27 protein-coding genes are annotated in these 23629 nt (G+C 37.4%); 3 read left to right on the forward strand and 24 right to left on the reverse strand.

Going from position 1 to position 23629, the window contains the following annotated elements; translation table 11 throughout:
• Positions 1-24: 24 nt before the first annotated feature.
• From ACSVDJ_RS16575 to ACSVDJ_RS16615, 9 genes are all read right to left on the reverse strand, one after another.
• Complete coding sequence (locus tag ACSVDJ_RS16575; RefSeq protein ID WP_439167337.1) at positions 25-1470, reverse strand: reverse transcriptase domain-containing protein; 1446 nt, start codon at positions 1468-1470, stop codon at positions 25-27.
• A gap of 311 nt (positions 1471-1781) precedes the next feature.
• Positions 1782-2075 (reverse strand): hypothetical protein, encoded by a 294-nt coding sequence (locus tag ACSVDJ_RS16580; protein ID WP_439167338.1) that lies wholly within the window; start codon positions 2073-2075, stop codon positions 1782-1784.
• A 362-nt stretch (positions 2076-2437) separates the two neighbouring features.
• Complete coding sequence (locus ACSVDJ_RS16585; RefSeq protein WP_439167339.1) at positions 2438-3292, reverse strand: class I SAM-dependent methyltransferase; 855 nt, start codon at positions 3290-3292, stop codon at positions 2438-2440.
• Entirely contained in the window at positions 3289-4047 is a 759-nt protein-coding gene (locus ACSVDJ_RS16590) for a cupin domain-containing protein (RefSeq protein WP_439167340.1), read from the reverse strand. Before ACSVDJ_RS16590 ends, ACSVDJ_RS16585 begins: the two co-directional genes overlap by 4 nt.
• Positions 4048-4052: 5 nt before the next feature.
• A complete protein-coding gene (locus ACSVDJ_RS16595) occupies positions 4053-5225 on the reverse strand; it encodes an HAD-IIIA family hydrolase (RefSeq protein WP_439167342.1) in 1173 nt (390 codons plus the stop codon).
• A complete protein-coding gene (locus tag ACSVDJ_RS16600; protein ID WP_439167344.1) occupies positions 5225-6091 on the reverse strand; it encodes an N-acetylneuraminate synthase family protein in 867 nt (288 codons plus the stop codon). Before ACSVDJ_RS16600 ends, ACSVDJ_RS16595 begins: the two co-directional genes overlap by 1 nt.
• 20 nt (positions 6092-6111) lie before the next feature.
• Entirely contained in the window at positions 6112-7260 is a 1149-nt protein-coding gene (locus ACSVDJ_RS16605) for a polysaccharide pyruvyl transferase family protein (protein WP_439167345.1), read from the reverse strand.
• Between the two features lie 42 nt (positions 7261-7302).
• Entirely contained in the window at positions 7303-9177 is a 1875-nt protein-coding gene (locus tag ACSVDJ_RS16610; protein ID WP_439167346.1) for a motility associated factor glycosyltransferase family protein, read from the reverse strand.
• Positions 9164-9766 (reverse strand): DUF8042 domain-containing protein, encoded by a 603-nt coding sequence (locus tag ACSVDJ_RS16615; RefSeq protein ID WP_439167347.1) that lies wholly within the window; start codon positions 9764-9766, stop codon positions 9164-9166. The genes ACSVDJ_RS16610 and ACSVDJ_RS16615 overlap by 14 nt, the downstream gene beginning before the upstream one ends.
• A 148-nt stretch (positions 9767-9914) precedes the next feature.
• On the opposite strand from ACSVDJ_RS16615, the gene ACSVDJ_RS16620 reads away from it, so the two are divergent.
• From ACSVDJ_RS16620 to ACSVDJ_RS16630, 3 genes are all read left to right on the forward strand, one after another.
• Entirely contained in the window at positions 9915-10646 is a 732-nt protein-coding gene (locus ACSVDJ_RS16620) for a 6-hydroxymethylpterin diphosphokinase MptE-like protein (RefSeq protein WP_439167349.1), read from the forward strand.
• A 34-nt stretch (positions 10647-10680) separates the two neighbouring features.
• Complete coding sequence (locus ACSVDJ_RS16625; protein WP_439167911.1) at positions 10681-11181, forward strand: 6-hydroxymethylpterin diphosphokinase MptE-like protein; 501 nt, start codon at positions 10681-10683, stop codon at positions 11179-11181.
• A 91-nt stretch (positions 11182-11272) separates the two neighbouring features.
• Entirely contained in the window at positions 11273-12127 is an 855-nt protein-coding gene (locus ACSVDJ_RS16630) for a DNA endonuclease (protein ID WP_439167350.1), read from the forward strand.
• A 468-nt stretch (positions 12128-12595) separates the two neighbouring features.
• Here the strand turns inward: ACSVDJ_RS16630 and ACSVDJ_RS16635 are convergent, their stop codons facing one another.
• The 15 genes from ACSVDJ_RS16635 to ACSVDJ_RS16705 form a co-directional block, all read right to left on the reverse strand.
• On the reverse strand, positions 12596-12730 hold the full coding sequence (locus ACSVDJ_RS16635; RefSeq protein WP_439167352.1) for a flagellin: 135 nt from the start codon (positions 12728-12730) through the stop codon (positions 12596-12598).
• 325 nt (positions 12731-13055) lie between these two features.
• Entirely contained in the window at positions 13056-13850 is a 795-nt protein-coding gene (locus tag ACSVDJ_RS16640; RefSeq protein WP_439167353.1) for a flagellin N-terminal helical domain-containing protein, read from the reverse strand.
• 230 nt (positions 13851-14080) lie between these two features.
• The gene (csrA, locus tag ACSVDJ_RS16645) at positions 14081-14299 is read right to left on the reverse strand and encodes a carbon storage regulator CsrA (protein ID WP_439167354.1); all 219 of its coding nucleotides are present in this window, start codon (positions 14297-14299) and stop codon (positions 14081-14083) included.
• Between the two features lie 6 nt (positions 14300-14305).
• Positions 14306-14746, reverse strand: coding sequence for a flagellar assembly protein FliW (gene fliW, locus ACSVDJ_RS16650; protein ID WP_439167912.1), 441 nt, complete (start codon positions 14744-14746; stop codon positions 14306-14308).
• A gap of 18 nt (positions 14747-14764) precedes the next feature.
• On the reverse strand, positions 14765-15355 hold the full coding sequence (locus tag ACSVDJ_RS16655) for a DUF6470 family protein (protein ID WP_439167355.1): 591 nt from the start codon (positions 15353-15355) through the stop codon (positions 14765-14767).
• Positions 15356-15441: 86 nt separating this feature from the next.
• Positions 15442-16323: a flagellar hook-associated protein FlgL gene (gene flgL, locus ACSVDJ_RS16660; protein WP_439167357.1), complete on the reverse strand. Its 882-nt coding sequence runs from the start codon at positions 16321-16323 to the stop codon at positions 15442-15444.
• 21 nt (positions 16324-16344) lie between these two features.
• Entirely contained in the window at positions 16345-17757 is a 1413-nt protein-coding gene (gene flgK / locus ACSVDJ_RS16665; protein WP_439167359.1) for a flagellar hook-associated protein FlgK, read from the reverse strand.
• Between the two features lie 70 nt (positions 17758-17827).
• Positions 17828-18304 (reverse strand): flagellar protein FlgN, encoded by a 477-nt coding sequence (locus ACSVDJ_RS16670; protein WP_439167362.1) that lies wholly within the window; start codon positions 18302-18304, stop codon positions 17828-17830.
• Positions 18305-18344: 40 nt separating this feature from the next.
• The gene (flgM, locus tag ACSVDJ_RS16675; RefSeq protein ID WP_439167364.1) at positions 18345-18611 is read right to left on the reverse strand and encodes a flagellar biosynthesis anti-sigma factor FlgM; all 267 of its coding nucleotides are present in this window, start codon (positions 18609-18611) and stop codon (positions 18345-18347) included.
• A gap of 89 nt (positions 18612-18700) precedes the next feature.
• Positions 18701-19123: a TIGR03826 family flagellar region protein gene (locus tag ACSVDJ_RS16680; RefSeq protein WP_439167366.1), complete on the reverse strand. Its 423-nt coding sequence runs from the start codon at positions 19121-19123 to the stop codon at positions 18701-18703.
• Between the two features lie 37 nt (positions 19124-19160).
• Positions 19161-19862: a ComF family protein gene (locus ACSVDJ_RS16685; protein WP_439167368.1), complete on the reverse strand. Its 702-nt coding sequence runs from the start codon at positions 19860-19862 to the stop codon at positions 19161-19163.
• Positions 19859-21208 (reverse strand): ATP-dependent helicase ComFA, encoded by a 1350-nt coding sequence (locus ACSVDJ_RS16690; protein WP_439167370.1) that lies wholly within the window; start codon positions 21206-21208, stop codon positions 19859-19861. The genes ACSVDJ_RS16685 and ACSVDJ_RS16690 overlap by 4 nt, the downstream gene beginning before the upstream one ends.
• 299 nt (positions 21209-21507) lie before the next feature.
• Positions 21508-22353: a fatty acid kinase binding subunit FakB gene (fakB, locus tag ACSVDJ_RS16695; protein ID WP_439167372.1), complete on the reverse strand. Its 846-nt coding sequence runs from the start codon at positions 22351-22353 to the stop codon at positions 21508-21510.
• Positions 22354-22507: 154 nt separating this feature from the next.
• Positions 22508-23005 carry a hypothetical protein gene (locus ACSVDJ_RS16700; RefSeq protein ID WP_439167374.1) on the reverse strand — a complete coding sequence of 166 codons (498 nt, stop codon included), beginning with the start codon at positions 23003-23005 and terminating at the stop codon, positions 22508-22510.
• Positions 23006-23148: 143 nt separating this feature from the next.
• A complete protein-coding gene (locus ACSVDJ_RS16705) occupies positions 23149-23616 on the reverse strand; it encodes an S-ribosylhomocysteine lyase (protein WP_439167376.1) in 468 nt (155 codons plus the stop codon).
• Between the last annotated feature and the right edge of the window lie 13 nt (positions 23617-23629).

The following is a 23629-nucleotide window of genomic DNA, read 5'->3' on the forward strand; positions in this document are numbered from 1 at the left end:
ACATCCAAACTGATCAACCTAATACTAAGATGAATGTTTGAATAAATCATTAATTAATATATGTCGTTTTAATTGGCTTTCAAAGGGACTACATCTACAGCATTCTAGTGAACTTACCTTTTTGACTTTATAATAAAGGTCTTCTAAGCGAACTAATTGATATGCATTTAACTCAGAAGCTTTTAGCCTTTTACCAGTGTTATGGTAGTATTTTTGATATAGCTTCTTTCTAATCCAACAATCTAGAGCGCGTAATTGCTGAACATCTGTTATTATAGAAAAATAATTAAACCAGCTTCTTTTTGCCTCATGAAGATTGCAACGTTGACAAGTTCTCAACTCAATAGCTTCATTTCCTAACAACTTATATGTGAGTTTAGAAATAATAGGATTTAACTCTTTACTACTTTGAAATAAGTTTGTTTCATGAATAATTTTATTTAATCTATATTTAAAGTTATTTATGTTAGCTTTCTTTATACGAACACCTGAAGGAGAAATCGAAAAGCCAACAAAATTCACAATTTCACCCTTTTCTTTCAGATCAATTCGTTTAGTTTTTTCTTTACTTGGATGCAACGTTAGTTTCATTTCACTTAATTTTCTACTAGTTAACTCTTGAATCTTGGTCACGTTTTCTATATTTCTAGTTAAAATAACAAAGTCATCTGCATATCGTATATATTTTAAATCAAATTTTCTTGAAAGTTCTGTCATTATCCAAATGTCAAATGAATGAAGAAATAAATTAGCTAATAATCCTGATAACACTCCACCTTGTGGAATACCTTGTGTTCTAATCGTACGAATTGGTTTTTTATTGTGGAAACTCTTATAATCTCCTTTATAATGTTCCCATTTTACTCGGTCAACTGAAATAAACCTCTTGAAATATGTGTGCAGTAAATTATTTTCTTTCCCTAATAACTTCTCTACTCTTACTAACAAATCTTCATGAGGTATACAGTCAAAGAATTTCTCGATATCAGCGTCCAATACAGCAGTATACCCTTGTTTAACATATTTATATAAAAGCTGTGCTGCATCAGGCGCCGACTTTCCTCTCCTATACGCAAAACTCACATTAGACACTTCGTTAAACAAGGCTTCTGCCTGATCATTTACTGCTTTATACATTATTCTCTGCATTAAGACATCCCTAATACATGAAATTGAAATTGTGCGTACTTCTTTTTTGTGTTTAGCAGAGTCTGCCGAGTTTTTAGGTATCTCTACCTCACGAAATGGTTTAAAAAAATAGCTCCCTTTTCGTACTCGGTTAGATATATGTAAACACTCTTGCTTAATATTTTCCTCAAAAGATTCCCATTTCACACCATCTGCCCCGACTTGAATCTTTATCTTAGGTGGAATTAAAAGATCATCTGTCTTTATTTTTTTATAAAGATAAAATTCTTCTTCTAATAGCCCTGGCATCGATAATGAAAGCAGTTGTTGATCAACTTTCATTGAATCCCCCCATAAAAAAATCCCCTTCTCTTTTATAGCGGCGTTAGAAGGGGAGATATATCAGCCGCGCCTCTAGCTGTTATACTAGAGTAGATTCCTTAAAAGATTACAAGGATGAATTAACTGTGTGATTTATCAAGACCATGATTAGTTCCATCCTCCAATTGTTATCTGGTATGTCTAGTGATAATCCTAGCATAGCAGAAACAAGTGACCCTTAGTAAATAGGGCATACTAATGTATCGACTAAAGCCTTATGCATCTAGTCTCACTAATACCATTCTGTCATAATATTAAGGGAATTTCAATTTTTAAACGGTAGCTTTTTTAAGCTGTTCAAAGTTTTTCACTTCTACGCTCGCTTGACTTCCCTGCAACTTTAAAACATATTCCATTTTAAATTTCCCTGGAATAGTTGATTTTTTCAACTTATCAAACATATCGAAATCGTTGAACCAAGCACTTAGAGGATTGTACCCAACAATGTTTTCATCCTTGTTATATTCTGAATAATAATATACTTTAGTTCCTTGTATCCGTGTCCCTTCATCATTAGTAAAGCTCACTTTTTTTACGCCAATTACTTCTACTTCGATGGAATCCATAGTCTCTCCTCTTTCTTAAAAATAATCTTTTTTCTAAAACAGCTTAGTATTTTAACACCGGTATTCACAGCAGATATATGGATAATTCAACAATGGATGTAGTAATACTCGATTGTTTATGGTATATGATATCTCTAAACCTTAACCATTTTTCTGCCCATGACTTCTTTAGAACTATTTCTATTATAGTTCATTTTACTCATTATTCTTCTATCTATCGTTCGACATTTTCTGATAATTTATTTAAAACAACTGATTTATAACTCTGCTCTAAAAACTAAATAAAGAGGTCAGACCCTATTCGGACTCTGCCCCCTTATATCAGTTAACCTTTAGTTAAAATTCATCATATAAAAATAAAATCAAATTGAAATTTCAGCAATCAATGTATCACATTTTCCTAAAGCAGCCAATTGATTTTCATATTCTTTCTCTAAAAGCGGACTATTAATAAAGTTCCATTGTTGATGTCCACCTGGCTTTTCTTTTGCTAACCAGTATAAATGATTACTTAAAGGATAACGCTGAATTTGCTTAATATAATTCACTTTATAACCAGCTTTTATAAATAATTCATTCAAAGTTTTAGCATTAAATAAAAACAGATGACAACTCCAATATGTAAAGTTGGCAAAAGCACTACTATTAAATAATGTTAACAAAGCATCGTCAGAATTAGGTACTTCAATAACTATCTTTCCATTTGGTTTTAAATACCTTTTCAATTGCTCTAGCATGTTTAGCGGATCAGAGAAGTGTTCAAGGACATGGAATAATGTAATATAATCAAATGTTTCTTTTACATCTTCTATGTTCTTGTAGCATTTTACTCCTTCATTATTAATAACTTTATTTAAATGATTATCTAACTCAACGCCTGCAATGTATTCTGTTTTATTCTTCAGAAAATGGAGTAAACCTCCGCCTCCACAACCAAAGTCTAATAACGTCTTATTTAATATTTGATCTTGTATATACAATGCTCTTCGTTTGTCATCCTTATAAGAGTTATTACGATACTTCTGTATCTCTATTTTCCCATCCATCATACCGGATTGTTCATAGAACTGGTCATTTATGTGATCAAATGATGATAGGAATACTAAACTACAGTTTTTACATTCCATTACCTTTAATTCTTCAGAATCCCTTACTCGACCATGTCTTTCAACAATATGTTCAGAATCACATAAATAACATCCATCACTTATTTTCATTTTTCCAACCTTCCATATTTATCCTCATAACGGATAATATCATCTTCACCAAAGTAACTTCCTAGTTGAACTTCTGAAATCATTAAAGGGTTAGTAGATGATGTATTTTTAACCCTATGTTTGCACCCTGTTGGAATGTAGACATAAGTTCCTTCATAAACTGGCTTTATACTCTCACCAATTGTCATCATACCTTCACCTTTTATGATCACCCAGTGTTCCTCACGCTTTTTGTGCTCTTGTAAACTCAGTTCTTGATTTGGATTAACTTGAATGATTTTTGCTCTAGAATATTCACTTAAAAACACTGTCTTATAATAACCCCAAGGTCGATCATAAATTTCCTGATCTATTTTCTTGTCATCTAAAAGCGAGAAATCAAAATGAAGGTCCCACTCTATTCCTTCAAGTAAAGCCGTATGAAGTTGATTTTTTGTTAAAACATTGGTTAATTTATTCTCATTATTTACAATTGGCAAAAATTCTATTTTAGGCGACTTAAAAAAACTAACTATTTTTTCAAAAGGATCATTTTCGTATAAAAAACCGAAATCATTTGAAATAATTTTAGAAATGGGAGAACCTAGACCTTCTCCTTTTAAAAGAAGCCTCCTAATATCTCCATCTGTAATAGTACCTTTAACTATTTGAAGATCATCAACTACTATGACAAATCCCTTTTTATTTTTTTCAATTTGTGCTAATGCATCATATATTGTTTTAGAGCAATTCAGCAAATAAGAATTTAAATTCATTATTGTCAAGGTTGGTAGGGCAACAGTATATCTGCTATTTCCCTAACAGCCCCTTGTCCTCCTTCTCTGGTTGTTACATAATCAACAATTTGCTTGACTTCGGCTGTAGCATCAGCCACAGAAAAAGCCACCCCCACTTTTTTTAGTAAAGGAATGTCATTTAAATCGTCTCCTACATAAGCTACTTGGTCAAAACTTAAATTATACTTCTCTAGTAGTTCTTCCATTGCTCTGACTTTATCATCACATCCCAAATAAACATGAGAAATATTTAACTTTTCTGCTCTTTTTTTAACTATTGGCGAATCTTCACCTGTAAGAATTGCTACAATAACTTCAGCTTTTTTTAATAAACTTAAACCCATTCCATCCTTAGTATTAAACTTTTTCAACGTATCTCCTTCACTAGAATAGTACATTCCTGCATCTGTCAACACTCCATCACAATCAGTAGCAAATAGTTTGATCTTTTGGAGCCTTTTATCTAGAGAAATAGATTGTTTTTTACGTAAAAGTTGCTCTACAATTAACCAATCTTCAGGTTCATCAATCTCAAAGTATGTTTCTTCAGGCATTTCATAATATCCGATATTTCCTGAAATTCTAGTTTTAGACGTTAACAAAGCCTTTAATGTAGTTATATAAAAAGCTCCATTTTCAACTAAATATCCATCAAATTCCTGCCTTCTGGGGCGACTTTCTGGATTATAATTTATCGGGTTCACTATTCCACTGTCAGTTTCTCTCCAAATAAAACGTTTTTGGCGAACTAAAGATAACAAACTATCATAGTCATTTTTAAAAAAGTGTTCACACGCTTCATCTAACTGATACCACTCTAATAATGGGCTAGTGGCCTGAATAAGAATAACATTTTCAAACTCCGCTTGATTCGCAAATTCTAAAAGAACTGATTCAGTTGATGCCGTATCTGTTGCATTTTGAGGGTTTCGATCAATATACTTGAGCTTATTATAGTCATTCTTGTCATATTGTTGAATACAATGTCTTATTTCTTCACTATCTGTACTGATAATTACTTCATCAATATATTTGCAATTAATAGCAGCATCAATTGTCCAATATACTAAAGGACGACCATTTATCTCTTTAATGTTTTTTAAAGGGATAGACTTGCTACCTCCTCTTACTGGAATAAACGCAACCGTCTTCCCCATTACTTAATCACCTGATACTTTAATTTTTTCCGTTGTACCAGCTCTATATCCAAAATTTCTTCAGACTTATACTGAAGAGCTTCATTCACATCATGTAAGTCCTCGATTAACTTCTTTAATTCTTCTGGCTCAAGTGATGCAGTATGATCCGTACCTTTCCACATTTTATTTAAAGTAAAATGACGTTCAAACCATTCTGCTCCTAGAGTAAACGCAGCAACATCTATAGCGGTACCGAGGTGATGACCTGAGAATCCAATTGATTTTACTACATCTCCAAACTTTTCAATCAACCTTGTAATTTCTTTCAAACGAATATCTTGATAAGGTACTGGATAACCAGAAGTACAGTTATATAAAACAACATCTTTATTACGTTTTTTCTCAACAAAAAAGGAAATAAGCTCATCTATTTCTTTATATGTAGTCATACCAGTAGAAACGTGAATTTCTCCATCATAATTATCACAGAGCCATCCAATCATTTCATAATGATTGTTCAATGCAGAAGGAATTTTAATCATATCCGGCTTTAAAGTGGCTATTTCTTTAGCTGAAGTCAAATCCCATACTGATGTGCTATATACAATATTAAATTGCTCACAATACTCTTTTAATTCCTTATGTTGCTCTAAAGTTAATTCTAAAAATTCCCTGTGTTCTCCATATGTGTCTCCATATGAATTTTTAGGATTAGGGTGTGGTGCATTATATTGTTCTTCAGAAAGTAACTCTTTGTTGTTACGTTTCTGGAATTTCACAACATCAGCTTTACAATAAACTGCCGCTATATTAATCATTTGTTTGGCAATCTCCATGCTACCTTTATGGTTACATCCTATTTCTGCAATTACTTTCGGGTTCATCTTTAACATCCTCTCCACAATTACAATATATTTTGTTCTTTGAGCCAGTCTTTTAATAATAAATATACTTCATTCTTTTCTTCGTATACTTTACTTAGGGAATTTTTATATGCCTGATGTAAGGTAGTTAAATATTCATCATCGTCAACTTTGTTCATTTCTTCAATTAACTTCTCAAAAAACAATGGTTCTGTAATATTTATAGCTCTATGTGGTAAACCAATTTCCTCATACATATCCCCTGATTTAGGAAGTGTAGCAATTCCTAGTGTCGGAATCCCCATAGATATCGCACACACATTGGTATGAAATCTCATCCCGAATATGGCTTCACATTCTTTATAATATTTAATTGTTTCTATTTCTTGTCCCTGTATTATTGGAGTTATAGAAATCCTAGTTCTTAAGTTCCTTTCACTTATAGTTTCTATAATATCAACAAATACTTTATAATCAGTTTGAATATGAGCGATAAAATAAATATTGTAATTTGAATTCAATAAAAAACTTTGTATAACCCCCCCTATTTTCTCTATAAAATAATCATATGTCACCTTTGAATACCGAAATTCTTTTAAATCAAATGCAAAATTAAAACCAATAGATTTGACTTTCTTAACTGGCTGATACTGTTTAATTTTATCAAGTTCACTTACAAAAAATCCGTGATCAGGAATTTTAAAGATTCGTTCTGAACATTTAGGGTAAAGTTTTTTTATAGTTGTGTAAGATCCATCATTTCTAACAGTTATAAAAATATTATCTTTTTTTGTTATTCCTTCTAAGAAAAGACCAAACTTTCGGATTACCTCGTTTGATGGATTTCTACTTATATCTACGCCTATAGCATTAATAAAGATTGGTGTATTAATCTGGGCCAATACTTCACAACTTATATCTAATGAGGTTCCTGTAGCAGAGTAATCCCAACATAAATCAAAAAAACCTCCTCCTCCTATAATTAGCAAATCGTACTTATTGGCGAGATCCGCAAATTCATTATCAAATTTCATTTCTCTCCAATTTTTATAGAACTTTCTCATTTCCAATTGTTTTATTTTTACTTCTTTATTAAATATTTTTCGAATTTGAGAGTAAAATCCTTCATGGTTTGCTATATCACCAATATTTCCAGAAAAACTCGCTAAATGTAATATTTCAACTGTCATATATAACACTCTCTTTAAATAATATTTTTTATAATAAGTTCTTTAATCAAATAGTTTAACTGTATCCTTTTTATTAATAAAAGTAATTAATTCTCTATAATAAGTTTCCACAAACTCAAAATGTCTATAACAATCTATCAAAAAAGGGCCGAAAATTTGAATAACAAATTTCCCCTTCTTTTTTATATTTCTTTCAAAGTGTATCTCTTTAGATTTTTTTCTAAGTTGTTGTATTTGAACCCGCATCATTGGTTCGATAAACATTTTAAAGAATAAATTTTGTTGTAACTTATTAAATTCATTGTCAAACTGTTTTATGCTTCTACTAAGTTGGTTCATTTGATAAACATTTATTTCTTTTTCCATTTTTTTCACAAAACTTAGAGTTCCTTTAATCAAAACTTTACATATTTCCCTTTCTCTCTCTAGTAATTCCTTTTGTTTTTGCACTCCTTCATAATCATATTGATTATGAGCTCTCCACCAGTTAGAAACAACGGGGCTACTTCTTTTAGATAAACCATTTACAATTACATCTGTTAACGACATAAAAGTCGTTCCTTCAATATGTGCTCCACCTTTTGTTGTATTAACAACTTCTGTGTAGTTAAATCTATTTATATGCATTTCCAATTGTTTCTTCATTGAAAAATACATAGAAGATGTGTACATTTCCATGCCATTCACATCTTTAACTGTTATTAAATCTTTTTTCTCCTCTTCTGTTAATTCATTTGTAATATGACTATATTTAATCCCGTTCGCAAATCGCATATTATTTTTAAACCCTAAATTTTGCCCTACTAAAATGATCTGATTAAAGCCCATTAAATTCAATAATTCAAAAACTACTACTGCTATAGAAGGAGCATCATGCACTATATCAGAACTTTTAATTTCCTTCACTAAACTAGGGGCTATAGTATCTTGACTTGTAATCATATGTAGCATAGGACCTGGGTAATCGAGTAACGTTTCAAAGCCTACTGAACTTCCAAAAACAAGTGGTATCCCGGTGATATTACGATCTTTAATGATCTTTATAACATTTTGATTACGTTCCTTAGGATCATACGTACAAGCGGCATCTGGATAAATATCATGCTCGATTAACGAATTAATCGCCGACCCCACCGAGAATATATAAGCTAATCCATGTTCCTTAATATATCGTAAATTCTCAAACTCCTCCGATAGCGACGGACCTGCTGCAACAATAATAGCTGCCTTCCCCTCAAAAGCACTTCTATCTACATCATGCAAAATATTAGGTGTTTGCATCACTTTCGGAAAGTTTTTAATCGAATTGATCGTCCATCGTTTTTGAAAAGAGACTTCAGCTGCTAAGTTCCCTCTTTTATTCTGCAATAGCTCTTTCATCGTCTCCATCACGATTTTCAACTCTTCAGCGTACAACTTTTCGTAGACGGGAAGTGTGTATATATATATATCACTTCCTGCTAGCTGATAAAGGTTTTGGATATGTGAGCGAATTTGTTCATTATCTGTTGTTGTAAATACTTTGTGTAGCTGCTCCCCACATAAGTCATTTATATTTTGATGAGAGAAGAACTGAACTAGCGCATCTTGATTCGGTTCATAAATGGAATAATTCATATCCGGATATTCATTTAATAACGCTTGAATCTGATATCCGAGCCCTGCACCGAAAAATAGCACATGTTTCGTATTTTCTGGAATTTCCTTTTGTTTATGTAATCGTTCCACTTCTTTCTCGGGATCATACTTACTATAAACATATTGAGTTTTCTCATCGACCGTTAGTTTTAACGTCGGTAATCCTCTTTTTGAAGGTTCAATGACAGCCGCCTCTATATGTTCCTCTCGTTCAGCTAACATCTCCAACAACGGCCGATTTCGCAGTCGTAAATAGTTTCTGTTATCAATTAAGATCATGACGCATTCCTTCTGTATCAATGATTTGTTTCACCTTTTGGGCAATTGTTTCAAAAGCCGGCAACACTTCATATTGCAACATATCCGCAATAAGGACGGTATCCGTGTTTTCTAATGCTTCTTCAAGGTTACCTAGTTCCGCCTGTAAATTAGTTGTCGTTGTAAGTATTTCCTCCCAATCAGATGGGCAGGCAACAGATTGCGTCACTGTATCAGTTGCCATTGCTAACCACTGCATTCCTTCCAATAAATTGCTCAATTCAGACCAACTTGTCGTTGATGGATGATTATAAAATTCATCCGCTACAGCTGTAATATGAGATACCGCACGTTCTGTATATTCTTCTGCAGACAACAACAAGTCATTAATGAATTGTTGCGCCGGTATAGCGACAACTGTCAATTCATCGATTCTCTCTAAGTTGTTCATCAGAAAGATTTCTGGCTCCTCTAACACTTCCTCGCCATCTGCAATGAAGTGGTTGAAGTAATATTGATCGTGTAATAGTTCGTTAATTTGTTCAATGACTTCGTCTACAGAAATCGTCTGTTGGCACTTAATCATTTGTTCGTTAAAAAGGAGTTTCATCGTTGTTCCCCCAATAAATTTGTTCTAAATAAAAACTTTCTTCCTATTATATCGACAGAAATCTACTTTTTTAAATGTCACAGCTAGTGAAACTTCATTTCTTCTTCACTACTTTTCTATTATAATTAGGAGAAAAGGAGAGGTAAACATGAAGATTACCATCGTAGAAACTAGAACCGTACCGACTATAAAAATAGAAGATAACGGAAAACTCATGACGTTTCATAGTAAATATGACCCTTTGCGTGAAGCGAAAATTTGGAGTGAAAATGCCAGCAAACATGTAAAAAAAGATGAAAACATCGTCGTCATCGGTCTAGGTGCCGGATATCACATCCAAGCACTTGCTAATTTATTACCGAATCAATCGATCACGGTGATTGAATTTAACGATACGTTTTTCCATTGGTTTAAGAGCAGTCCTTTTCATGAGTTGGTTGCAAACCTCCCTAATGTTTCCGTTAAGTCATTCACCCAGCTTCCATTGATGGCACAGACAAATTTATTTTCTGACATTCGCTCAACAAACTTACTCATTCATAAACATGGTTTAGATATCTTTCCGAATGAATTAGGAAATGTGAAAGCGGTATTGGATCATATCAAACTTCAAAATGGATCACTCCAGCATCAAATTGAAAATATGAAGACAAATTTTGAAAAAAACATCGCACTCAACGACCAGGGAACTCACAAACTGATGAATAGACATAAAGATAAGCCAATGATCTTAGTTTCAGCAGACCCTTCCTTAAATAAGCAACTGCCTTTACTCAAACAAATTAGAACAGAACAGACATCTATCATCGGGGCAGTAGCAACAGCCATTAAACCACTCATGCAGCACGGAGTTACTCCTGACTTTTTCCGTTATCATTGATGCCAACGAAGCAACCTATACGCAATTAACAGACATTTCTCTACCTAAAACACCACTATTCTATTTAAGTACAGCTTATCACGAGACCGTGATGCTAAATAAAGGCCCTCGACGAATTTTATGGCAAAAAGGTTTTGAAGAAGCAGAAAAAATAGCTGCTTTGAAACAAGAACCTACAATTCAAACCGGAGGATCTGTCGCAACAGCTTTACTCGATGTCATGGTTCAGCTAGGAGGAGAAAGCATTGCCTTAATTGGACAAGACTTAGCTTTCACTGATGGTAAAAGCCACTCCAATCAAGCGCATGCCCAAAAAGAAATGAAACAAACGAAAGCCTCTGAAAAAGTGTTAAATTACGACCGCACAGGCGAAGTATACACAGCAAAAAATTTAACGATCTATCGCAAATGGTTTGAATCATTCGCTAAAAATCATCCTCACCTACACTTATACAATTGCACTGAAGGAGGAGCGTACATTCACAATTGGGAGCACATTCGCTTGCAAGATTATTATTTAAAGTATAAACAATAAAAGGAAGGGATATCTTCTCTTCCTTTTATTGCATAAATAATAATAATCGCTTACAATAAGAACATACGTTTCATAAGAGAGGTAGGATAACATGGAATTATACGGATTAAGCAGTATACAACAAAATGTATTAATCGCTAGTATCATTGGGGACGGCGAGATCACTAAACTATATAAAGGAGCTCGAAGGAAAAATAATAGCTATCGTGAGCACTATGGTGTTAATCAAAGAGCTTATCGAGAGTGGAAACAATCTTTAATCCCACAATTATTCTATTTAACTCCTAAAAGCCAAACTTTACGATCTCGCTCACTTTCATTATTCACTCAATTGTATCCATACTTCTATCAAGAAAGTGGTCAGAAGCAAATTCCTACTCAATTATTACCTGATTGTACCTCACCTTATTTTCTGGCTATCCTTTACATGGATGATGGCACATTATCTATCACAAAAAGAATCAACCACCGCAAACAAAAAATTTATTTAACTCCAGCCATTACGTTAGCTCTACAAAATTATCCTAGACACCAATTGGAGATTTTACGCTGTCATATTGAAAATACGTTTAATCTTTCTTTTAAATATGTCATGGTGCCAGACGGATACCACTACGCCTTAAAATTCACATCTGTTAAAGATACTTTCGCCTTTTTATGTTGTATAGAAGCCATTAGCTTCCCTTGCCCTAGTATGTATTACAAAACGAATTGGACTTGGCGCTTTAATCATGAAAAGCAATTACTCACAACGCAATATCCGAATTATGAAGTAATAACTACGGATTCCGAAAGATATAAGCCCTATTCGGAAGAAGAAGTATCCTTGTTGACTTCAATGAAAACAAAAGGTGCTACAACTAAGCAAATAGCTAAAAAACTGAATCGCACCTATTGGTCAGTCACCTATAAAATTAAAGAACTACGCCGCAAAAGTCTTTTATGAAAGGTGACTTAAAAAACCGGCTTTCCCAAAAAGGAAAACCGGTTTTCTAATAAAATTAACGAAGAAGTTGAAGAACTCCTTGTGGTTGTTGATTGGCTTGCTTTGCCGCTATGCCTTTCGGTCACAGAATAGACTATATCTTCACCCGATTACTATTACAGTCAACTATACACTTTAAACTGTCAACTGCCTTTCGCCGGGGCTGGGCACTTCGAACAGCGTTTGCTGCCCTACGAGATTCATCATCATAGCTTAAAGCCTTAAATGGTATTCTCTAGTCGTTGAACCTTCTCCAGAGTTTCCTCACAGGAGCTTGGCTGCTGATTATCCATTGTTTCATCCTCATCATTTTCACACCTTCACGCTTACCGTTTCCAGTTACGTTGTAGTTAAAGAGGCTTTAGGAAGTTCCAGCAATTCACCCAGTGATCCTCTTATCCGTTACCAGATAAGACGCCCTTAAATCAATTATCTCAAAAGTTGTAATACTCCTTGAGGCATTTGATTCGATTGAGCTAGCATTGCTTGAGATGCTTGCGCAAGGATAGAGTTCTTAGTTTGGTTCATCATTTCTTTCGCCATCGTGCGAACATTTGCTTTCACAAATGACCAGACTATATCTTCACCCTCTAACGATCTAGTAGGGGTCGGGCACTTCGGATTCACAATGCTGATGATACATTGTTTCACCTACGGATTTCATCATCATAGCGTTCGCCTTAGATGGTTTATCCTAGTCGTTGAACCTTCTCCAAAGTTTCCTTACAGGAGCTTGGCTGCTGATTGCCCAATCTTTCTTCTTCTTAAACCCTTCGCACTTGCCGTTTCCAGCTATGCTGTGGGGAAGAAAGCTTTAAGGGGGTTCCAGCAATTCACCCGATTGTAATCTCTAGCCGTTACCAGCTAGGACGACTGTGCTTGTCACTACTTAAGCAGCTAAAGCATAATCTACGTCACGGATACGAGATTCCGCAGCAGTTAAGTTTTCAGAAGATGTTCCTAAGTTGTTGATAGTGTGCTCTAAACGATTTTGGTACGCACCAAGTTTAGAACGTTGAGCAGAAACTTGTTCGATAGCATCGTTAACTACAGTAATAGCCGTGTCAGCAGAAGTTTGGTCTAAAATACCACCAGATGTAGCACCACTAGCAGTTTTCAAGTCAGATAATTTACTAGAACCACTACCAGTAGAACCAAGACGCGCACTATCCATAGAATCAATTGTTAATTCGATATTTTGACCTTCGTTAGCTCCAATATGGAAAGTAAACGACTGACTGCTACCAGTGAATGTTCCACTCGCATTTTTTGCACCTAATAGGTTTTTAGTATTGAATTCAGTATTTCCAGCAATACGATCAATCTCATCGATTAACTCGTTCATTTCTTTTTGAAGTTCGCCACGGTCAGTATCTGTATTTGTATCATTCGAAGATTGTACTGCTAGTTCACGCATACGTTGAAGGATAGAGTGAGTTTCGTTTAATGCACCTTCAGCTGTTTGGATTAAAGAGATACCGTCTTGCGCGTTTTTAGAAGCCATGTCTAAACCGCGGATTTGTCCACGCATTTTTTCAGAGATTGCTAGACCAGCAGCGTCATCTCCTGCACGGTTGATACGAAGACCTGAAGATAATTTCTCCATAGATTTAGATTGTGCACCATTTGCACTGTTTAATTGGCGGTACGTGTTAAGAGCCGCGATATTATGATTGATTCTCATAATGAAAATTCCTCCTTGAGTATGTAGTTCACGTCCTTGTGAACTGTGATTTTTTACGGATTGTTCAGGTCGGCCGCCCTGTCCTGTCCGTTATATTGTTAATATCGGAGGTTGGGGAATTTATTTAATAGTTTAAGAGAATTTTTTTTATCTTTTTTTATTTTGTGGCGAAAGCGTGAAGAAATGAGAAAAAGAACCTCACAATGGAAGTTCTTGATTTTCTTCATCATTTATTTTTTCGGTAGCAAGTTAAATAAATCTTTCACTCCAGCGGAAGCCGACGCATTTTCTTCTTGAATCGCTAGATACACTTCTTTTCGATGGATGTCGACATGCTTCGGTGCGTCGATGCCAAGTTTGACTTTGTCTCCTTGGACGCTAATGACGGTAATTTCGATGTCGTCGCTGATTCGGATAGACTCTCCTGATTTTCTTGTGAGTACTAGCATCGTCGGTCACTCCTTTTCGGCGCCGACTGGGAAAATGGAATGACGAGTTTCATATCGGCTGTCGTTTAGAATGACTTGCTTTGCTCGTTGGTTCGTTGTGTTGATAATGATTGGTGCTTTTAAGTTGGCTGTTGTTTGTTCGAATGGTTCTTGGACAGTGAGAATCGTATAGACCGCTGCATCTTCTGCTTTTTCCAATTTCAATGCTTCAACGACGGGTTCGTCAAGTTGAATATCATAGTCTGGGAAGAAAGAAAAGGGGCTAGTGATCACAAAACCAAGTGCCGGCGTGTTCGTTGATTGCAAAACAAAAAATACATCGTTTTCTGGAAAAGCTAACAATATGAATTGATTTTCTTCCGCAAAGCCCGGAATACTTTGATTAAATGTCCAAATGTCTTCTTCGTTAATTTCGACTTGTCCGTGGTATTTTGTTTTGATGATCATCATTTCACGTTCCTTTGTTTATATTTCTTGCTCGTAGTTGATGCCTTTATATTTTAAATTGACAAAATCAATGTCAACAGAAGGGTTTTGCTTCATTGACACATGAACCTTCCCTGGCTGATAGTCGTGAATTGGTTTTTGCGGTCTTGTGTTATTAATGACTTTATTTGTTTTCACATCAATATGCACTTGACCAGGTTGATAATCTATTTTCACGCTGCCGTGCGATGGAATCCAGCCGATATTAAATTGACGTTCTGGCCCCTCGGCATTGCGTTTCGCTTGTTCGACAAGCGGATTCCCACCATTCTCAATCCTCATTAGTTCGTCACCTTCAGCAGCAACACGCGCTAGACTCTCAAACCAATCTTGATAGCCTAATTGAGCAAACTCTTCTATTCGTTTCGCCACGCTTTTCAAGTCCATGTCTTCCCGCGCTTTCGTTTGATCAATTGAAAGCTTGGAGGGTGTCCGTTCAATCGTGAGCTCCGCTGGCGACTGCTGTAAATCAAGTTCGGCGAGCGGTTGTTCAATCGATTGAACAGGCTTTTGAATATCGAGCGCAATTTGTGCTCGTTGCGATGTCATTCGAATTTGTGCTAATTGCATAAGATCACCTCGTTTAGAAAAGAATGAAAGCGCCTGTCTTCTTCTGCCTTTCACATGTGGCAGAGAAGACAGGCGCTTTTACTAATTTATCGTAAGAAGTCCATTAATGTTGGCTGAATAATACGAGAACCGACACCAAGAGCAGCTCGGTGTAGTACTTCTTGTGTTTTCAGTTCCGTAATAACGACTTCCATATCCGCATCTTCATTTTCGGACATGATTCGTTTAGCAATGATTTCTTGCTCATCTACACGCTTTTCCATCAGTTCAATCCGGTTAAGGCTAGCACCCATTTTAGCTCGTTCAAACGTCACCGCATCCATATGAGTATCTAGTTTACTTAAATAGCCATCCAACTCGTCGCCTGTCTTCCCACTTGTCAAATCATTAGAAAGAGCTTGAAGGTCTGTAAAAAAGTCTTCCGTGAATACTTCTTTCGGATTGGCATTCACTTGAATGACAACTCCTTTAGATAATTCAATTTTGACAGCATTTGAATTGTCAGAAACAGTTGGAGGACTAGTGGATGCGTCGACAGGCTTGTTGAGCGTATCTGTCCCATTAAATAAGTATTTATCTCCAAATTTCGTGTTAGCTATTTCTTCCAAATGTTCGGTCAACTGCTTAATTTCCTTCTCGATCGATTCACGTTGACCTTCTTCATATGAATCGTTACTCGCTTGAACCGTCAATTCGCGAATACGGTGCAGCGCTTGTGTCGCTTGATCAAGCGCGGCGTCCGTATTTTCAACCCAGTTATAGGCTTCACCGAAATTTCGCTTATATTGCTCGACTTCTAATACCGTCGTCCGGTACGACATCCCTTTCATCGCAATTATCGGATCATCCGATGGCTTTGTAATCTTCTTCCCTGTATTCATTTGATCTTGAAATTTTCCCAATCTTTCATAACTATTCGAAAGATGCCGCAACATATTATTCGATAACATTGATTGTGTAATACGCATTGTTATTCACCTACTTATTTATTATCTTCCTACAACACCCATGCCATTAATCACTTTGTCAAGCATTTCATCAACGACGGTAATATTTCTAGCAGCCGCATTATAAGCATGCTGATATTTGATCAAATTCGTCATTTCTTCGTCTAATGAAACCGAACTAATCGATTGTCGACTCCCTTCGATCATCATCACTGAAGCAATACTACTTTTCAATTGGCGATTAGCCGCTCTAGCTTGTACCCCTAAGCTGCCAATTGTCCCTTCGAAGAAAGAGATAATACCGGCATCATGCTGCACATTAGCAAGGTTAAGAGCATTTTCTCCGTCACCGGCATCCCCATTTGAAGAGGCAGCTATTTTAGAAGAATCGACAATTACCACAGAAATATCGCTAGCTCCTTCACTGACACTGAAAAATGGCCCACCTTGATCACCGTTTAAATCTATTCCGTCATCATGTACGTCATTAAATGCCGTAGCAAAGTCTTTAGCCATTTTATCTAAGGCATCAAGCATTTTCGGATAATCATTATTATTTGCCTCTACTAGAGCTTTAAATTGCCCTTCAGAGTCAAGAGTTGATCCGTTAGCAGATATTGTAATATTCCCATCAGCGTCCTCAGCCATCGTTAATTGATTAATAGTGGAAGTATTAGCATCAATAAGCGGTATTTTCGTTCCATCCGCATTCACAACATTAATATTGTATAAACCATCAGCTATCGCAAGGTTGGCTCCACCAGATTCTACTTTCTCTACTTCAATATTCAGATGTTGCGATAACTCATCGACTAACCGATCTCGGTCATCATACAAATCATTCGGTAAATAACCATGCGTTTCAACATCTTTAATCTGTTGATTCAGGTCATTGATTCGCGTAAGGATCGAATTCACATCTTTAACTGTTGTCTCAGCTTGATATCCCAAATCTTCTCTAATCTCAGTAATAGAACTATGTAGATGATGAAATGTGTCAGCAACTGCTTGAGCGCTTTCTAATACAACCACTCGAGCCCCTTCATTTTCTGGATTCGTACTTAAAATCTCTAATGATTTCCAAAATTCACCCATTACTTTTGAAAGACCGTTTTCACTTGGTTCATTCAGAACGTTCTCCAATTTACTTAAGGAATCCGCTCGAGACTGCCAGTATCCAAGGTCACTGTTTTTTCCACGAAATTGCAAATCTAAAAAGTCATTCCGTATCCGCTGCACAGATCCTGCTTCCACCCCGGTTCCCATTTGTCCAGGGATTTGTGGGCGGTTCATGCCTACACTCGGATAAGGTGTTGTCGTTTGGAAGTTGATTCGTTGGCGTGTATAACCTGGTGTATTGGCGTTTGAGATGTTATGACCGGTTGTGTATAAAGCGCTTTGCTGTGTGAACATGCCGCGTTTAGCTGTTTCTAAACCGGAAAAAGTAGATCGCATACTAAAAAACCTCCTATGTTTCATTAGTCTTCATTAGAAAAAGCGGTGTGTGATTCACCACTATTATTGTTTATGCTTGCGAGTCAAACATTGAACGTTTTTGTTGTCCATTTTGTCCTTGGGTTGGATGACTATACGTTGGTTGTTCTGGTTGTGGTCGCATGAGGCTCATGCTCATGTTGACGAACTGTAATGATTGATAGATGAGTTGCTGGTTGAGCTCATTTTGTTCTTTGAGTTTTGTGACGTTTACCGCTAGTTGTTCTTTTAATGCTTGGAGTTTGAGTTTTTCCTGTTCAGTTACGACTTGTTGACAGTCAGTAATTGTGGCGTCTGTTTTCCTTGTTAGTGCTGTCGCTAATTTTTGCCGTTCTTGTTCCATCGTGTTGATGGCAGCGACGTATTTCTGCTCGTCCTTGAGCAATTGATCGAGTCCGTTCATGTCGTTTTGTTTCATAATGTCCGTTTTCTTTTCTGCTAACGCATAGAGCATCTCATGTAGGCGATTCATTGTATCTAGTACGTCAATTAACTTTGGTGCAGACATAATGTCTCCCTCTGCTTTCTTGGCTATGGCCACTAGTTATTCATGGTTTTCTAAAGAAATCGAGCAGTCCTTTGGCGATCTGTTCCGGATTCGGTTGATACTCTCCAGCGGTCACTTGCTGTTTGAGGAAAGAAACTTTCTCTTTCCGCGCTTCTAACAATTTAGAAGCTTCTTGCATTTCCTTGGCAGTTGATGAAATTTCGAGCTTATCTGGTTGCATTCCGGAAAACTTCTTCGCTCCTTCTTGCTTGTTCAGCTGCTTTTGGTATGGATTGATTCCGGATACGCCTGTTGGATGAATTTTCAATGCATATCCCTCGCTTTCTAATGTCCCTTTTCTACTATTTTTCCTTTATATCGGCAGATTAAAATGAAAGTTTAGTGCGCTTTACTTATTTAGAACTTTCTTTTATTGACCGCATAGTACGTCGCACGACGCTCACTTTCTTGTTTCTCTTGTTGAAACTCTTCTTCTCGCTTCAGTTGTTTAATATCGTCCTCAATTTGCTGTGTACATTTTGCACAGAGATTTCCTTTATGAATAATCGATCCGCAACGGTCGCACGGATAGCCCATATTCGGAAAATGAGTGGCATGAAGACGACCTTTCTTCATCCATTTATGAATCAATTCTTCTTCGACTCCTGTTACCTCAACAACACGTTCAATCGTCGCCGCTCGATTTTCACGTTGTCGTAAAAATTTATATACTTTTTCATACATTCCTTCTTCTTCTTTCGCACATTTCGAACATACGTCACGAAAGGCATTGTTCATATATAATTCGCCGCAACGGGGACAGTTCACGATTTCACTCATATTTATTCCTCCAACTACTTTTTTCTCTATGATATATCTATCCTCGAACGAGTGTAAAGGAGCGGATTTCCTTAGCTCCTGCTTCTTTCATTAACTTGGCTGCCTGTCTAAGTGTAGTACCTGTAGTATATATATCGTCAAAAATTAATATTTTTTTATTTTGACAAGCATTTTTTTCAATTAAGCGAAACACTTGTGAAGCATTGATACGCTCCATTCGAGATTTCTTTGACTGCTTTTCTGTATGCACTCGCTCCATCATTTCCGTAACGTCGAGCCCTGCTTCTATTGCTAATGCCTTCGCTTGGTTAAATCCTCGTTCTTGAAGGCGCTCATCACTTAATGGAATCACCGTCGCTTCATCATAGTCTAGCGTTTGAACCAATCGGCGAATATCTGCCGCAAAGCTACGAGCGAGCACGTAATCACCGCGATATTTAAAACGAGCCACCCATTCTTTCATTGGCTTATTGTAGATAAATAACGAACTATTTTGTGCTAGCACATCAGAAAATTGCGGGTCCTGCTCCCAGCGCAGACAATCTTGGCACAAGCCGTCTTTTTTATATTTCTCATCCAGTTCAGCAAGTGGTCGCGAGCATATTTGACAACGCTCACCTTCAATGAGTTGAAACGTGGCTTGACATTTGTCGCACAGCTCAGCCGCCTCTACCCCTAAAAATTGGCGCCAATTCAATTGTAGCCTCGTCTCCTGTTGGCATAATAAACATCGACTCATCTGTCAATCAGCCCCCTACTTCGTCCTTCCTTGTTCATCGCTTCAATATGAGCAATCGCCCGTAGCATTGCTTTCGTACGACCAAAGTGAAAAAAGGTAACGACCCCATCCGGGAAATCCGCACTGCGCCCAACCCGACCAGCAATTTGAACGAGTGCACTTTCGGTGAAAATATCATCCTCGGCACCGATCACCGCTACATCAATATTCGGAAAGGTCACGCCTCGTTCCAAAATCGTTGTCGTCAAAAGAAAGGGAAGCTGTTTTTCGCGCATGAGAGCGACTTTCTCCTTTCTATTCGGATCTTCGGCATAGACGGCTTGAATGCGTGGGTCCAACTGCTGAAAAAGCGGAAGTGCTTGTTCCATTACATCAATATGAGGGAAAAAGAGCAGCGCTTGTTTGTTTAAGGTGAACCGAGATTTCATCCATTCCGCTATTTTCGGAGGGATATTGCCTTTTAAGAAGGATTTTTGCCAGCGGCCGCACCAACGCATTTCGGGGACTGGAAGTGGATAACGATGAAAGCGAGCGGGGATTTTCGTATGCTGTCTTTTTCCTGCTTGGCATTCCAATTGCCATTGTTCATTCGGCGTGGCGGTTAAGTAAATGAGGGCAGAGAGGGGCTTGCGAGCTTTGTCGACCGCAAATTGTAGCGTGGGATCATAGGAGTACGGGAAGGCATCGACTTCATCAACAATCATCACATCAAATGCCTCTTGAAAACGAAACAGCTGATGAGTCGTTGTGACAACGAGGGAGCTGTATTTATGGCGATCGGGGCTACCGCCGTACAAAGCTGAGATTTCGATTGCGGGAAATACTTTTTGTAGCCTCGGGGCCAATTCAAGCACGACATCCGTTCTTGGGGTAGCGATGCAGACTCGCTTTTGTTCTTTGAGAGCGGCTTCAATGCCACGAAATAACACCTCTGTTTTTCCTGCGCCACAGACCGCCCAGATAAGCGTGTCACTTTGTTGCTGAACAGCTTCGACGACCGCATCAGAGGCTGTAAGCTGCCCTTTCGATAACTTTCCTTCCCAATGTAAGCGGCCATTCTCACGCTTCATTGGTGTTGGCCCTATCCAGCGCACGAGCCGAGAGCATTCAGACACACGCCCCATCATGAGGCAATTGCGGCAGTACGTACAACTTTGACCACAGCGGGCACACGGGAAAGCGGCAAAAAGGAACGGCTCGTTGTTTCCGCAGCGTGAACAGCGATACAGATTGTTTTCTTTAGAAACACCTTGGATAAATGCAACGGGTTGATCTTCGAGGGGAAAAGGAATTTCTTCTTCGAGGAGTAATCGGCCGGAGAGGAAGAAAGCTTGTTCTTCGTTCATATTGTCAGCTCCTTATTAATTGAAGGTTGGGGTTACAATTCTATTATAAAGGAAATAAGTAGGAGGGTCATGTTAATTTTATGTGAGGGAGGTGTCGAGAAGATTCTTCGACTTTACAGAGGCTTTCTTTGGCCTTTGCTAACTTTCTTTGACCTTACAGCTGCTTTCTTCCACCTTCGCAAAATCATCAGTAATCTAAACAGCTTTCCCAACAAACCGAAAGATCAAAATGAGCCATCCCTCTATTTAATGGAGAAATGGCTCGTTCGTTTTTATGGCTGGGACAAGGAATCTGCCCCCTAGTCCCTCGGTCCCCAACCTAAGCCAAGGGAGCCTTCACCAAGATGGGTGCCGATGACTGGGCCGAAGTAGCTGATGTCGAATTCAGCTTCGGGAAAGCGTTTTTGTAGCGTGTCGCGCAATTCTTTTGCTTCTTGTTCGCGATTGGCATGAATAATGACGGCCTTGAGTGGTATTCCTTTTTTATATTCCTCTTCGAATAAGTCACCGATGCGTTTTAATGCTTTTTTGCTTGTGCGAATTTTTTCGAATGGAACGATCAGTTTATCAACAAAATGAAGAACGGGTTTTACTTGTAATAATCCACCGATGAAAGCTTGAGCGCCATTTAGGCGACCGCCACGTTTCAAGTGGTTTAAGTCATCTACCATGAAATACGCACCAACAGTTGGTCTCATCGCTTCAAGAACTGCGATAATTTCTTCTGGTCCTTTGCCTTCGTTAGCTAATTGTGCCGCTCGCAAAACATAAAAAGCTTGAGGCGCACAACTCAGTTCTGAATCGAAGGAATAAACGTTGAGCCCTTCGACCATGTCTCCAGCAGCGATCGACGTTTGGAATGTACCGCTAATACCGCTTGATAAATACACACCCACGACTGCATCATGTTCTTTTGCTAACTCTTCATATAATTTCACAAAGTAACCGATTGGCGGCTGTGAAGTAGTCGGAAACTTCTCCTCTTCACGAACTTTTTCGTAAAATTGCTCACTCGTAATATCTAATTCTTCACGATATGTGTCTTGTCCGATAATCACACTTAATGGGATCATATGTATGTTTAACTGGTCGCGCAATTCTTTCGGAAGATAGGCTGTACTATCCGTTACAATTGCCGTTTTCATATTTATACCTACCTTATTTTTAAATTTGACGTTAGAAATGCCATGTTCTTCTTATTTTATAAGAAAACAATCGCTTTTGCACGATTTTATTATTGCAAACGACAGAAAGGCTGCCCAAAAGAGCCGAGTCATTTGGAAACAGCCTTGTCTTTCCTTACTTTTTAATTAATACAGCGGTAAATGTGACAGGACCATTTAGAAAAACATCGTCTCCATCTGGTTCTAATGTCACCGTGTATGTCAAGTTGCGGTCATTAGCATGAATGACATCTACATGAGCTAACGGCTCTACGACTTGGTCATCATTACCCGCCTTATCAATTTCAATTTTAGCTAAATAAATTTCTTCGCCTGGGATACATACCGTTGGGCTGCCTTTATAGATTCTCATTAATACTTCACGGAATTTATGATCATCATTGTCTAACCCGAAAACACCGTTTAACCAGACAAGATTTCCTTTTTTCACTTCATCTAAGGTAACTGAGGCTACAGGAGTTTGAACGTTTTTCCATAATTTACAGCGGTTGGACACTGATTTGTTGGAATCTAGTGTATAAAACTCAAAATCAACGAAACTGGCTTGTTGATTCTTTTTAGAATGATCGTTCCATTCCTGCTCATGATGTCCACTACACTTTTTACACATCATTGTCACCTCCTTTCTTATTACTTCTAGTAAATGCAAGAAAGGAAGAATTTGAATGAGTTAAAAGTTTAATAGGCTAAAAAATGGTTATTAATATTACTTTTAACAGAAACAAGCTGTTCTTGTTTAAGAACAGCTTGTTTCTGTTAAAAAATTTCCGTCCACTCGTTGCGCTTGTCAAGCATGTTGCGAGCGATCGCTTTTGCTCCTTCTAAGCTATGACTCGCCGCCCAACCACATTGAACTTCGTTGCAAGCAGGTACCTCTGTTGCCGCTAGCACATCTTGCAATGTTCGTTCGACAATTCGTAAAACATCTTCATAATCGCCATGATTAATGACGGATAAATAATAACCCGTTTGGCATCCCATTGGACTAATATCGACAATCTTCTCCGAATGATTCCGGCTGAACTCTGCCATCATATGCTCGAGCGAGTGAAGAGCCGGCATGTCCATATGCTCCTTGTTCGGTTGACAAAAGCGAAGGTCATATTTATGAATTCGATCTCCGTTTACTCCTTCTTTCACACCTGCTAAGCGAATGTATGGAGCCTTCACCTTTGTATGGTCAAGATTAAAGCTTTCCACATTCATTTGCTGCCGATCCGTCATTCCTTCCACTCCT

The organism is Bacillus sp. Hm123 (genome assembly GCF_051842975.2).
GTDB lineage: Bacteria > Bacillota > Bacilli > Bacillales > Domibacillaceae > Bacillus_CE.